The 13,759-nt window shown below is 43.1% G+C and carries 12 protein-coding genes; 4 read left to right on the top strand and 8 right to left on the bottom strand.

The genetic code is table 11. The annotated features are described in order from the left end of the window. Positions 1–119: 119 nt before the first annotated feature. Positions 120–1,244 carry an FAD-dependent oxidoreductase gene (locus tag SDE_RS00735; protein ID WP_011466630.1) on the top strand — a complete coding sequence of 375 codons (1,125 nt, stop codon included), beginning with the start codon at positions 120–122 and terminating at the stop codon, positions 1,242–1,244. Here the strand turns inward: SDE_RS00735 and SDE_RS00730 are convergent. After that, on the bottom strand, positions 1,241–2,050 hold the full coding sequence (locus tag SDE_RS00730) for a sulfotransferase family protein (protein ID WP_011466629.1): 810 nt from the start codon (positions 2,048–2,050) through the stop codon (positions 1,241–1,243). The two genes, SDE_RS00735 and SDE_RS00730, sit on opposite strands and share 4 nt — an antisense overlap. An 11-nt stretch (positions 2,051–2,061) precedes the next feature. Continuing rightward, on the bottom strand, positions 2,062–3,588 hold the full coding sequence (locus SDE_RS00725) for an exosortase (RefSeq protein ID WP_011466628.1): 1,527 nt from the start codon (positions 3,586–3,588) through the stop codon (positions 2,062–2,064). A gap of 208 nt (positions 3,589–3,796) precedes the next feature. Between SDE_RS00725 and SDE_RS00720 the strand changes: the two genes are divergently transcribed. The 3 genes from SDE_RS00720 (at position 3,797) to SDE_RS00710 (ending at position 7,139) form a co-directional block, all read left to right on the top strand. Beyond that, positions 3,797–4,684: an XrtA system polysaccharide deacetylase gene (locus tag SDE_RS00720; RefSeq protein ID WP_011466627.1), complete on the top strand. Its 888-nt coding sequence runs from the start codon at positions 3,797–3,799 to the stop codon at positions 4,682–4,684. 11 nt (positions 4,685–4,695) lie between these two features. Next, positions 4,696–6,111, top strand: a complete 1,416-nt coding sequence (locus SDE_RS00715; protein WP_011466626.1) for a FemAB family XrtA/PEP-CTERM system-associated protein — start codon at positions 4,696–4,698, stop codon at positions 6,109–6,111. A 113-nt stretch (positions 6,112–6,224) separates the two neighbouring features. After that, positions 6,225–7,139, top strand: coding sequence for a polysaccharide lyase (locus tag SDE_RS00710; protein WP_011466625.1), 915 nt, complete (start codon positions 6,225–6,227; stop codon positions 7,137–7,139). A 61-nt stretch (positions 7,140–7,200) separates the two neighbouring features. Here the strand turns inward: SDE_RS00710 and SDE_RS00705 are convergent, their stop codons facing one another. The 6 genes from SDE_RS00705 to SDE_RS00680 all read right to left on the bottom strand — a co-directional run bounded on the left by SDE_RS00705 (position 7,201) and on the right by SDE_RS00680 (position 13,540). Beyond that, positions 7,201–7,572 (bottom strand): GtrA family protein, encoded by a 372-nt coding sequence (locus SDE_RS00705; RefSeq protein WP_011466624.1) that lies wholly within the window; start codon positions 7,570–7,572, stop codon positions 7,201–7,203. Between the two features lie 5 nt (positions 7,573–7,577). Further along, the gene (locus SDE_RS00700; RefSeq protein ID WP_011466623.1) at positions 7,578–8,537 is read right to left on the bottom strand and encodes a glycosyltransferase family 2 protein; all 960 of its coding nucleotides are present in this window, start codon (positions 8,535–8,537) and stop codon (positions 7,578–7,580) included. A 62-nt stretch (positions 8,538–8,599) separates the two neighbouring features. Then, positions 8,600–9,880, bottom strand: a complete 1,281-nt coding sequence (locus SDE_RS00695) for a hypothetical protein (protein WP_041323967.1) — start codon at positions 9,878–9,880, stop codon at positions 8,600–8,602. Positions 9,881–9,899: 19 nt separating this feature from the next. Then, positions 9,900–11,423, bottom strand: a complete 1,524-nt coding sequence (locus SDE_RS00690) for an XrtA system polysaccharide chain length determinant (protein WP_011466621.1) — start codon at positions 11,421–11,423, stop codon at positions 9,900–9,902. A 3-nt stretch (positions 11,424–11,426) separates the two neighbouring features. Next, entirely contained in the window at positions 11,427–12,047 is a 621-nt protein-coding gene (locus tag SDE_RS00685; protein ID WP_011466620.1) for an XrtA/PEP-CTERM system exopolysaccharide export protein, read from the bottom strand. 83 nt (positions 12,048–12,130) lie between these two features. After that, positions 12,131–13,540 carry a TIGR03013 family XrtA/PEP-CTERM system glycosyltransferase gene (locus tag SDE_RS00680; protein WP_011466619.1) on the bottom strand — a complete coding sequence of 470 codons (1,410 nt, stop codon included), beginning with the start codon at positions 13,538–13,540 and terminating at the stop codon, positions 12,131–12,133. Between the last annotated feature and the right edge of the window lie 219 nt (positions 13,541–13,759).

Raw genomic sequence — 13,759 nt, 5'->3', positions numbered from 1 at the left:
CCGCGTCTCCCACTGTAATGTTATCTTTCCTAGTACTGGAGCATTAGTCGGCCCAACTTAAAGGGCGATGAAAGTAGCACATTTATCTGTCTCACTACTAAGCTTGGCTTCTGTAAACAATGATACATACCACTAACAGCGATGTTTTGATAATAGGTGCAGGCCTTTCGGGTTTATGCCTCGCGCACCAATTAGCTGCTCAAGGAATCTCGTGCAATATTGTAGATAAAAAGCAGGATTACCCAGAGTCATTCCGTGCCGATAAGCTCGAGTACAACCAAATTGATCAGCTGCGCAAAATGCACCTAGATCAGTTTGTAATACCTCAAATGAAACCTATTGGAAATATTCAAAGCTATTGTGACGGTCAACTTGAGACCATTGACACCATTGACCAGTATGGCTTTGACTACACCAAAACAGTGAATAATTTACGTGCAAATTTACCAAGTGGCGTAGCGCTTAAGCTTGGCACTGTTACAAATATTACTACAAGCGCATCACACCAAACTGTTTCACTAAAAGATAATCAACAATTAACTGCTAAGCTAGTAGTAATTGCCACTGGGGGCAATGAATCGGTTACTAAGCTTGTAGGTATACAACGGAATTTAATACCTTCACTTACTTCATTAAACTTTGGGTTTGATGTTAAACGCAAAGACGGTAAATCATTTGATTTTCGCGGTTTTAATTACTACGCCGAGCAACTTACTAACGGTGTTGATTACATTACATTCTTTTTAATTGGCGACAACATGCGAGTAAATATTTTCTCGCAATGGGATGCCAAAGACCCACGAGCAAAAGCACTGCGCGCAGATCCACTAGCAGAAATGCCCAAGCACTTTAAAGAACTTTACAGGTTTGTTGGCGAACTGGAGTTAGCAAGCAAGGTGCAGGTTTTCCCCACACACTTTTATCGCACTAGCGGGCACGTTCAGAACGGGTTAGTGGTTATTGCCGACGAGTTTCAAAGCGTTAGCCCGGCAACCGGCAAAGGTTTAGATAAACTAACCAACGATGTAACGTTGCTCAGCGAGAAGTACATTCCCGCTTGGCTAAGCAATGGCCGGGCTAGCAAACGTGATATAGCCCAGTTTTATAACGATAAAAGCAAGATAGCTGTGGACCTAAAGGGAATAAGCGACTGGATGTACTACCGCAGGTTATCTACAGGTAAAAAGCCATCTATTTTGCAGCGTATTATCTTTAGGTTAAAGGCTTGCTTTAATACGTTTTAACTGCGTCTTCGCTCGGGGAATAGTAAGTTTATTAGCCCCGAGGGAGCCAACCGCTTTAAGGTGTGCAGCCAACCTTTGGGTAGCTTATTTAGTAATAAGTCCAGCCTAGTGCTTAACTTACCCACAAAAGAACTGTGGTTATAGGCATCTTCGTAGTTCAAATCTGTCACACTCAAATTTAAGCCGAAACCTTCATTGAGTTTTTTGCACAGAGCTTGCGGCGCATCGCGATACTCACTGTAGTCTATTTCTACATAAGGTATATTTAATGCCTTTAGGGTTTTTTCTGCCTGCAATATATGCTGATCAATGCACTCGAATGTTTGCCGCTTATGCTCTTTAGTAGCACTTACCCAGCCTGTTCGTAAAAAGCTATTGTAAATAGCTTCGGGCTTGCGCTTTACCAATAGCACCGCAGTATTTTCATCCATTAACTGCCACCAATACTGAAGCGTGTAGCACAGCCGTGGATCTTTCCACACCCATGGCGAACGCGAGTTATAAAAGGCCACAAGTTCTTCATGACCTGGAAGTGGCTTTAGGTTTTTAAGCGTATCAATATGCTTAGGCTCTATTGGCTCAAACATCCACGTGTTATCTGCTTGGTAGTCAATAGCTTTGTAGACTTCTCGATTTTTTTCAATAACAGTTTCTGCTTCGAAAAAGCCGGTAGGGTTAAACTCGTTACCTTTTTTTAACTCTTTTTCTGCATCTTTCGCTAGAAAATAACCATTATTGGCAAATATAGATGCGGTAAGGCTGGTTCCTGACCTAGCCATACCAACAATAAGAATATTCTTAGGCATACATCATCTCTCTATTTCCATTTATTTGAGGGCGCTAGGGCCTTGATGTTTAGTTGTGAAAAAATTACATCTATTTCACTTGGTGAGGCATTTATTACTGCCTGCTCCTGTGTGCAATTGGTCTGGCAGTCAAATACCAGTACCACGAGAGCGGCATAGGGTTGCTGATTAAACAAGCTTAAAAATTGCAGTAGTTTTGCGCTGATAGGCGAGGTAGTATATTTACCGCCCAAGTTGTAGGACCAAATTAATAGCCGCTGTTGACCACCTGAGTTTACAGCGGCCATTGCTAACGGCATATTACCATTTGCATTGAAGTCGCCTAATTTTTTCAAGTTGTGCGCTGGCGCAAGCAAATTGTCGTAATAAATAAGCTCTTTACCCTGCGCTTGCTGCGTATACAACAGAACTTGTAGTTGCGACTGCAAACCAGCTACAGGCCCCAACCAAGAATAATGTGCATCATACCCTTTAAAAGCGGGCCGCCATGCAACAGCAGAATACTGACTTAGCTTGGCACCGTTAATGGTAGAAACTTCATAGCTTGCCACATCTCCTTTAACGCTATTCCAGTGCAGCGTGGCAGGCGCCAAAGCCAAGCAAAAGCACACAAGCAACACGCTAATAATAAACGTTTTTGGAGAAAGGTCTGCTTGGGTTTTGGGCGGTGTAGGCTCATCAGCTGCGCTTTGGGCCCAGGTGCTTGTCGCGTATATACGGCCAAATACATATAACATTGGCACCATGCATAAGCCAAACAGTATCCAACCGAAATTTGCGTGCGAGTGCATTAATGAGTGGGTCATGTTGGAATAATACCCCACTAAAACAAGTATATAGACACGTACCCAGTTACCCACCAACGCTATGGCTGTTGCAACTAGAGCACACAGAATTGTACGCTTTGTATCTAATTGGTTCTGATAGCTATAAATGGCTGCAAAGGCATTAGCCATAAGAAAGTAGTTTAAGCCCGCGCAACTTGATGCAATTTCGATCACACCAGCCGGCACTTCTATTTTAAAGCCATCGAAGTATGCCGGTATTCCCAGTATCGACACGCCAAATTGGACTACATATGTGGTAATACCCCTCAGTATTGGCGTAAGAATATCCCACAGGGGTATAGCGAATATAAATATAAGCAACAATGGCACAACGCTGACCGCAAAACGCAGGCCTAATATGGCAAAAATGGAAAACCACAGCAGACACGGCAGCGCCAGCTGAGCCAACAGCAATGTTTGAGTGGCCTCACCAAACAGCCACAAGCCCCCTAACGCTATAATGCCTAACACAGCTACATAGCTAGGTTTGGGCGAGGCTTGATATTGCAATACAGCCTTAAATAACCAATAAAGAACAACAAGAGCAATAAGATAGCCGTGGGAATAGCTTTGATCGAGCATAGCCCATACATTATGTAGAGACTGCCAAGTAGGCCAATAGGCCAATACTGCAAAAGCAACCACCCCTAGCAAAGTAACAAGCACCCAAGCCTTGGATTTAATCTCGCTAGTTAATGCACGAATATGCATTATTTATCCCCTTCAATAAGTCTTCATCTACACCATGTACACTTTAAATTCGCTTTTATGCTGTGTCGAACCTTATGTTGGTGCAGATTTTATTAAGGTCGCTATACTAGCGCTTTCCAAATTAAATAGCTGGTCAAATTTACCCTTCTCGCTGGTGTCAGCTTTTTTAACACTTACATTTACTGGATATAGATAATCGGATACACACATGAGTAATTCATCCGTAGTTCATGCAATGACAGTCGACGTAGAAGATTATTTTCACGTGTCGGCATTCTACAAGGTTATTTCTCAAGGTGATTGGGATAAATGGCCAACTCGTGTAGAAGAAAACACGCTAAAGCTACTCGATTTATTTGAGCAGCGTAAAATTAAATGCACTTTTTTCGTTTTGGGCTGGGTTGCCGAGCGCTTTCCTGAACTAATTCGTAAACTTTCAGAGCAGGGCCACGAAATAGCTTCGCACGGCTATTCACATCAACTGGTGTACACCCAAACACCAGAAGTATTTCGAGAAGAAACTAAAAAGTCGAAAGATATATTAGAGCAAATTACTCAACAACCTATTTTAGGCTATCGCGCGGCAAGCTACTCTATAACTCGTAAATCGCTTTGGGCTTTGGATATATTAGATGAGCTTGGCTTTGAGTGGGATTCCAGTATTTTTCCAGTCCACCACGATAACTACGGCGTACCTGGTAGCCCAACACAACCCTATACAATAGAACTGGAAAACGGTAACAAAATTACTGAGTTTCCACTTACATCTGCAAAAGTAATGGGCATGTCTATTCCTGCTGCAGGTGGCGGCTATTTTAGACAATACCCATATGCCTTATCGCGCTGGCTTTTTGAACGCGCTTCAGTTAATCAAACTCGTCCGCTTATATTTTATTTGCACCCTTGGGAGATAGACCCCGACCAACCGCGCGTACCCAATGCCAGCTTTAAATCTAAATTTAGGCACTACACAAATTTACACCGTTGCTATGGTCGCCTAGAGCGAATGATCAACGATTTTAACTTTGGTACTATTCAGCAGAGTTTAGGCTCAGTAAATATTGATCAAAATGTACACATAAGCACTTTGAGGTAGGCGCTACATAAATGGATATACAATTATTATCAAAGGATGCAGAGGCATTTATTGCTAGCTTACCTAAAAATGCGCCTATCGACCGCAAAACTATCGATCAACTCGTTGTCGACCTCACTTCGCTTAAGCAGCAATTAAAAATAAAAACAGAAGAAAAAAAAGAAACCTCTAGTAAATTTAGAAAAGCAAAAGACGACCCAGAAGCACTCGCTAGCTTAAAGCGAAAAATGCAGTCTATTTCGGGCGAGCTGAAAAAGCTTGAAAGCAATAAGCAATTATTAGAACAGCAGATTCTCGAGCTTTGCACGCAAGTTTTACCTACCAAGGAAAACGAACCCGAACTCCCTCAGCAGTTTTTAGCGCAACAATATAGTAAAACAGCAACCATTCCCAACGAAGCCATACAGATTGAATTAGTTCAAGACGATGGCGCCCAAACGTGGGATGAATATGTCAACTCGCATAGCAACGCTTGCAGCTATCATCGGTACGCTTGGCGCTCTATTATCACCAATAGTTTTGGCCACAAGAGTTTTTATCTTCTGGCCAAGCACGAAAATGTAGTTATTGGAGTACTACCTTTTTTCTGGCTGAAGAGTCGCTTGTTTGGTAGCTTTGGGGTATCAATGCCGTTTTTTAATTACGGTGGCCCATTAGCCAATAACGCTAGTATTGCCGAATACCTCATGCAAGCCGCGGCTAAAATAGCCAAGCAAAATGAGCTAGCTCACTTAGAAATAAGAACGACGAATAATGGTTTTTCATGGCCGTCTGAATCTAGAAAAGTTTCTATGATATTAAGCCTGCCTAAGTCAAGTGAGTTACTTGATGCCGGTCTGGGAGCTAAAGTTCGAGCCCAAGCCAAACAAGCAGATCAGTATGCGCCTAGCATTACTTTTGGCAAGCTAGATTTATTAGACGATTTTTATAAAGTTTTCTCGCAAAACATGCGCGACCTGGGCACCCCGGTATACGGAAAATCAATTTTTCGAAATATTCTTTCCCACCCATCAATTGACGCCACACTCGTTGTCACCTATACCCAAAAGAAGCCAGTTGGCGCAGCATTTCTTATTGCTAACAGAGAAATGATGGAAATTCCCTGGGCATCGACACTCAAGTCTGCAAACTTTATGAATATAAATATGTGGATGTATCACCGTATATTGCACCATTGCATTGAACGTGAATTTAAGTTTTTCGATTTTGGGCGCTCCACTAAAGATGCTGGTACCTACAAATTTAAGAAGCAGTGGGGAGCTCAACCCGTTGAGCACTATTGGTATAGCTGGCGCCCCGACGACGCCGAAGCTCCGAGCTTAAACCCAGACAACCCTAAATTTAAATTGATGATTGCAACTTGGAAAAAATTGCCTTTGTTAATAGCGAACGTTATAGGGCCACACATTGTTAAGAACCTGCCGTAATAGACTTGTTCTTTTTTCTGTATGCCTATCACACAATTGTAAATTAATGTCGACATTGCTCAGTTTTCTGCCTACGCTGTAAGCACATAGTTTGCTGAATATGGAGTATCGTGATGCGAACACAAATAGTACTTATAAGCACACTTCTTGCCTTACCCTTCACCGCTTTAAATGCATCGCCATTAGAGTGTACGAACTGGCAAACCGCACATCCAAATTGGCTTTGGTGTGATGACTTTGAAGTAGATAGTAGCTTAGAAGAAAATTACTTTGAAGTTTATCGCGCCAATGGCAGATACGGCGTAGATAGCGAAGAAGCATTTGGCGGCAATGCCTCCTTACGCAGCGATTGGGTACCGGGCTCCTCAGACGCAGGCAATTTGAAATTTAGTTTTGGTCGCACTCCTGTTGCACAAAAGCGCTACACAGATACCAACTTTGAAACCGTGCACTGGCGTTTCTACATGAAAACGGACAGCCGCTGGCAAGGGCAAGGTAACAAAATAGCCCGTGCAATTTCATTTGCAGGTAATAATTGGTCTCAAGCGATGATTGCTCACTTATGGCAGGGGAGCAACCTTAACATTGCAATCGACCCCGCTTCTGGCACAGCAAGACCAGAATCAAGTAGTGCAATTGCCACCACAGGTTACAATGATTTTAATAATTTAAAATGGCTGGGAAAGGCTGAGGGAACTACCGACATTTATAGCGATGAGAACAAAACAAACTGGCATTGCATAGAAGTTGGCGTTGAGCTTAATACACTCGGGCAAGCCGACGGCACGTTCAAGTTGTGGATAAATGACGAACTCGAAGCCGAACGCACAAACTTAAACTGGCGCAGCAGTTTCGACACTTACGGTATTAACGCAATTTTTCTTGAAAACTATAAGGGTGGAGGCTCGAGTGCGGAGCAATCTAGGTTTGTAGATAACCTTGTTATTAGCACCGAAAAAATAGGCTGCGTGAATGCACTACCTTCACCACCTATAACGCCGCCTAATTTTGATGTAGAAGAAAAGTAACCCGAATTGCGCCTCTAGCTAATAGCCGTGAGTTATTAACTAGGGGTGTTTAACTATTTATTTATGCGAAGCTCCAGTATTTACTTGCAAAGAAGTTAAGTACTAACACTAAGCCTGTTGCAATCACCTGCGCAAAAATATACAGCAACTGAGCATATTCAATTAAAAAATGCATAATAAGTGTATTTCCACATGCCCCTAAAACGGCAACGCAAATAAATTTGATAGCCGCCAGCCTATGGGAGCTGGCACACTTAAAAGTAAAAAAATAGTTTAGAATGTAAGATGTGATCGCACCAACAGTAAAACCAAACACCGATGCGATTACAGGATCAACCGAGAACAACTCTACAAGCGCGATCATTAGTACGTAGTGGTTAAACGTACTTAGGCCACCTACACCCACAAATTTTATAAACTGATTACCCAACACCTAGACTATTCCGATATTGTTTTATTTTCGCGGCTGGGCACCCATTCATTTGTAAAGTACAGTGGGCGTTTTTTAGTTTCGTTAAATATACGCCCCAAATATTCACCTATTACACCAATACTCATTAATTGAATACCGCCAAGGAATAGCACTATTACTACCAGCGATGGGTAACCCGCTACATCGTTACCATTAATTAATGTGGTGATAATCATATACAAGCCATACACAAATGAACCAAATGCTGTAAGTACACCAATGTAGGTAGCTAGTTTTAACGGCATAGTGGTAAATGAAGTAAACCCTTCTAACGCTAAGTTCCACAGCTTCCAGTAATTCCACTTAGTTACCCCAGCAAAGCGAGGGTCTCTATCGTATTCAACTGCTACTTGATGAAAGCCTATCCAAGCAAACAAGCCTTTCATAAAACGATGGCGCTCGCGTACGCTATTTAAGGCATCTAACGCTTTTCTATTTAAGAGTCTAAAATCACCCGTATCTTCTGGAAGTACTACATCGCCAATTTTAGCCATAAACCGATAGAAAATATGAGCGGTCGCTTTTTTAAAGGCGGATTCACCATCGCGTTTTTTACGCTTTGCGTAAGCTACATCGGCACCCTCCTCCCATCGCTCAACGAGTGTTGGAATCAACTCTGGTGGGTCTTGCAAATCAGCATCAATCACTACAATAGCGTCACCAGATGAATGATCTAGGCCAGCCGTTAGCGCAATTTCTTTACCAAAATTTCTACTAAGATTGAGCACCGCAACATGCTCATCTGCATCCCTTAAACCATGCAATATTTTTAATGTATCGTCTTTACTGCCGTCATTAACGTATACCACTTCCCAACGGTAATTAGCCATTTCGTTCATTACGGCTGCTAGTCGCTCGTGAAAATGGGTAATAACTTCTTGCTCGTTGTAGGCTGGCACAACAATACTAATTAATTTGTTAGTCACAGAAAACTCAAAGGGTGGTATTAAATAAGCAAATCGGTAAAAAGGTTAGATAGAGCGCGATATCAATATCGATAATCGATGCCCAGCCCTATTCGATTTTCGGTAGCACTGATGTTATCTGTTATATCTTGCTCTAAATTCGACACGGCGAAAGAAGCATTAACATTACCGTTAATTTGATAGCGGTAACTAACCCTTACTTCTGCTGATGCGCGCGAACCAATGCTATCGTTAATAAACTCTTGGTTGCGTCGCACGTAACTTATGCTGGATGTACTGCGTGTTGTTAATCTGTAATCGAAACTGCTATTAATATTAGTTTCACGGGTATCGTTAACACTAAAATTTTGATACGTTTCATTTTCTATAGAGAACCCGAAATCTAATGTGCAACGCGTACACAGTCTCTCAAACGCCAATGAAGCAGAGGCAAATTCCCGCAAATATTGATCAGGGCCGTCGAACCTGCCATCGGCTAAAGCATCGCCGCTAATATTTATTGCTGCCCCGCTACCGCTTGAATTATCGGTAATTTCCCTCGCAGCAGAAGCAGTGAACACAGCACCGGTAAGGTCATATTCGAGTTCAACTTGGTAATTTAACCCGCCAAACTTATCGCCATTTTGTTCTACTTCGTTGTAACCTGCAGATAAGCTGTAACTTAAGTTTCGCAACTGTGCTTGGTAACCAAACGTCAACAATTGATAGTTATACGTATAGTTTTCAATTTCTGTATATTCTATATCTTGATTAGAAAACGATACTGATATGCTATCGACTGTAGATAGGTTGTGACGGTACACAATATCTGCACCAGTGGTCTGGCTGTTTCGCAATGAAGACTCTTCGTAGCTAACCTGAGATTTTTGCGCAGAAAGGGTAACAATATCTATGCGAGATAGCGGTAAATTCAAACGCGGGCTAACAGTGGTTATATCCCGCTCTTCCAAATTGGCAAATAAATTTTGCTGCGTTGGGTCAATTAAAGATTTGCGACGGCTATGGTCGATTACAACCTGAAAGAGGCCCAGCGTTTTACCTAGCGTGACGCTAGCATCGCCGTCTAGTAACGATCTATCTTCTTGGCTGTCTTTAGAAAAGTTGGTGTAGCTCCAGTTATAACCTAAGTCATACTGAACGTATTTCATTTGATCACTGGCTGCAATATTTAACCCAATATTATCTTGCCGCTCTGACTCTGGGTTAACTGCTACTCGCCTTCCATTGTCAGAAAAATCACTGTTAAGGCTGGCCCCCCAGTTTAGATCAAGTGCTTGTACCTGAGGAGCACATATACCTGTAGTAATAAATGCAGTAACAAGTGTTGGCAATTTCCTTTGCATAATCATCAGCCTGCGAAAGTTATAAGGTAGAACTAAACAGTTTATTGGCCACAATAACGGCATACAGCGCAAGAAAACAAAGCGTTACACCAATGATTATTACTGCATCTCGCCGCACCACACGCTTAGCTAGCGCTGTGGAGCTATGAGGAATAGTACCGATTACTTCAACTTCATCTTCAAATTTTGACGCTAGAGCAAGACCAGAACGTATTCGAGGGTCGAGCATAATTAAAGCTATAACCAGACCTATTGGTATTATAAAGCCAAGAATAGGCCCTATTATTGCGAAGTGAATAAACTTTAGGCCCGTAGACTGCAACGGATAAACCGGTGGCTCGTGAATTTTGTAGCTTACACCTTGGCCTTCCACATCTAACGCCATAGACATTCTAGCTTTTTCTTTTCTATCGAGCATCTCTTCATAAACGCGCTTAGTTACATCGTAATCACGCGTAAGCTCCGATAGCTCTGCTTCGTTTGCGGCTATTTTCTCTGCTCGGGCATACTCTTGCTCAAGCAATCGCTCTAAAGAAGCTTTGCGTTGTTTCTGCGTACGCAGATCTACTTCAGCCACGGCCATTTGCTTACGCAGTTCTTCGTAGAGCGGGTTTTGTTCGGTACTGCTGCTACCCGAAGTAGTTACTCCGTCTAAGCGGTATATTTCTTCAATGCGTTTGTCTAGCTCTGCAATTTGCAACTTTAGAGATACAACATCGGGGTAATTTTCTTGATAAGACAGACGCAAATTTTCTAGTTCAGTATTCAAACCAGATTTGCGCTGCTCTAATGAATCCAATTTCGAACGAGCCTGCAAATATGAAGATTCGTTATCTAACTGGCTTTGTACTGTTTTTAACCTTGAATTTGTTTCATCTATAGACAGCTTTAAGTTTTCTATTTCTGTTCGAAGTTGAGAAATTCGGCTAGAAACGGATGCTTCGCTTCCGTCTATATTGCCCGATTTAAATATCTTTAGTTTTTCTTCGGCATCTTCAAGCTGTCTTTTGTAAGCTTGCACTTGCGAATCAATAAACTGATAAGCAGAGTAACTTTCTTCCTTCTTTTGCTTAGCGGTGTGCTCAACAAATTGCCTAACAGTTTCACTTAAAACAGTGAAAGATCTATCGGGGCTTGGCGCGGTATAACTAACTCTAAAATAATTTTTATTAACAGAAGAAACTTCTATTGTACTGCGCAAAGCATAAATTTTTCTTTCTATTGCATCTGGGCTTGGTTCTCCTTCGAGCAAGCCACTTTCTTTAACTACTTTCTCTAAAAATGTACGCGTATAGATAACTTCTTTAGCGTCTTGCGAGCGATCTACCTTGGTTACCTCCGCACGACCACTAAGTAGTGGTGCGATGATGTTTTGCTCATCCGCATTCAGTACAGCACTAGTTTTATAACTTTGCGGCCAGGTATACCCCAAGCCAATTGCAGCTAGGCTTACAACTATAAAAATAGCTACACACCATTCTTTATAGTGAACGAGCTCAAGCCAAATGGCTTGAGCTAAATCTTTTAACTGTTGCGGATCCATTAATTAAAAAGCTCTTTCTGGAATAGTGACTATATCGGAAGGTACAAGCTGATAGTTTGTTACCAACTTACCTTTATTTAGAATGTCGTTGAGGTACACAGGGTAAACTTTTACGCTGTCGCCTTCTTTGCGGTATAACTTGGCTTTGTTTGCGCTGGCAAATTCAGTTACGCCACCGGCTTCTAGTACCAAGTCGAGAATGGTCATACCCTCGCGGTAAGGAACAGAAATTGGCTGGTTAACCGCACCGGTAACGCGAATGCGGCGCTGGAAGTCGGCGCTGCTTGGGTTGGTTACAATAACGGTAACTTGCGGGTTGCGAATAAATGAATTGAGCTTAGTGGCGATATTTGCACCCAGCTGCTGCGCGGTTTCGCCAGAAGCGGTGATATCACCCACCAAAGGCAAAGAGATTTTGCCATCTGGGCGCACGGGTACGGCAACAGATAACTCTGGGTTTTTCCAAACGTTAATTTGCAGGGCATCGCCGTTACCAATGCGGTACTCATCGGTAATGCTGGCTACGTTCATGCTGGGCTTTACGCTGGGTGTGGCGGGCGAGCCGCAGTTCCAGAGCGTTAAGCTCATGGCAATTATGCCGGCTATTTTAAGTAGTGATTTCATTTGTGTCCCCTTCCCTAATAGATCACGGGCGCCCATACAGGCGCGGATGGTTTGAATAATTGTATTCGGTTAGCGTTTCTTCGCTAGTGTACGCCCTTACCTAGCAATACCACTTCTACTGTTTGGATCATTATGAGCAAATCCATAAGAAAGCTGTGGTTCTTGGTGTAATACAGGTCGTATTGTAATTTGTTTTTGGCGTCTTCTACCGATGCGCCGTAGGGGTACTTCAGTTGTGCCCACCCCATTAAGCCGGGTTTAACGGTGTGACGGACATCATAATAAGGTATTTTTTCTTTTAGTTCTTCCACAAATTCTGGGCGCTCGGGTCGCGGGCCCACAAAACTCATGTCGCCTCGAATTACATTGTATAGCTGTGGTAACTCATCTAGACGTGTATTGCGAATAAACGCGCCCACGCGGGTTACGCGGCTATCGTTCTTTTGTGCCCATACTGCCTTGCCACCCTTCTCGGCATCTTGGCGCATGCTGCGGAACTTGTAGATACGAAATGACTTGCCGTTTTTACCCACGCGAGTTTGGTGGTAAAGGATAGGGCGGCCAGTTTCTAGGAAGATAGCAATAATAGTAGGTATAACGAATGGCAGTAGTAGCACGGCGAGCGACAAGCTAACCACTAAGTCAAAGATACGCTTGCCCCAATCGCGGGTACGAGACGCTTTAAAGCCATCGGAGTAAATCATCCACGATGTGGTGAGCATGGGCAGTTCGATGCGGTTAAATTCGCGCTCGAAGAAGGTAACCACTTCGGTTACGTCGCGGCCTTCTAGCTTAGCTTTTAGGAATTCAGGTAGGGGGAACTCGCCACCCTCGCTGCGGCGGCGCTCATCTTGCGCAACCACAATTTCAGATATGCGGTTTTCTTTAAGGTAGCTGGGCCAATCTTCTGGGTATTCTACTAATGCACTCTCGGGCACATGAATTTGACCTTTACTCGCGGTTACACAGCCCGCTAGCTCAATACCCTGAATATGCTCTTTTTCGGCAGCTTCAATTAAGGTTTTGGCTTTTTCACCCGCACCAAATATAAGCACCTTGCGGCTAATACGCTTGGCATCAAACACGCTGACAAACAGCACGCGCACCACAAGCACACTTAGGAAGCTGGCTATAATGGTCCAAAACAGCTGCTTTTGCTCTGGCACTAAGCCATTAAACACAAAGGCAAAAAGGGTAAACGCAAGGCTGCCAAGCAAAAAGAAGCTCACCAACGAGCGCAACACCATGCTGGAAAAGCCTTCGTTAACCAACGCATCGTACACCCCCATAGAAAGGGTGCAGCAGCTCATAATAGAGGCGTAAAACACTAGGCTGCCTACTCCAATCGGCGCCAAGCCCAGCAATTCGCTAGCTTCGGGTTGCATAAGGCTAGCCAAGCCATAAACAGCTGCAGCGTGAAGCAGCCACTCGACTATGCCTAAGAATAAATATGGAAGATGCACGTAATGCTTGCGAATACGGATATATGACACTCAATTGTCCCCAGAAAGAAGCTGATTCGGCAGTAGAAGCATTTTTAATAAATGCCTTTTTAGCCGGCCGCAGGTATACCTGTGAATCCACTCTGCGGCAAAGGCGCTAATTGTCTTAAATAACGCAGTGCAATGTAAAGCGTGCAGCACGCTAATGCACGATAAACCCACATTAACTTGGTGGCGCAGTATAAATACTGTTCGCGAAAGGCTTATTAC

The sequence above is a fragment of the Saccharophagus degradans 2-40 genome, assembly GCF_000013665.1.
Lineage (GTDB): Bacteria > Pseudomonadota > Gammaproteobacteria > Pseudomonadales > Cellvibrionaceae > Saccharophagus > Saccharophagus degradans.
Note: the sequence above shows the minus strand (reverse complement) of the source record. Positions and strands in the feature narration are given on the sequence as shown.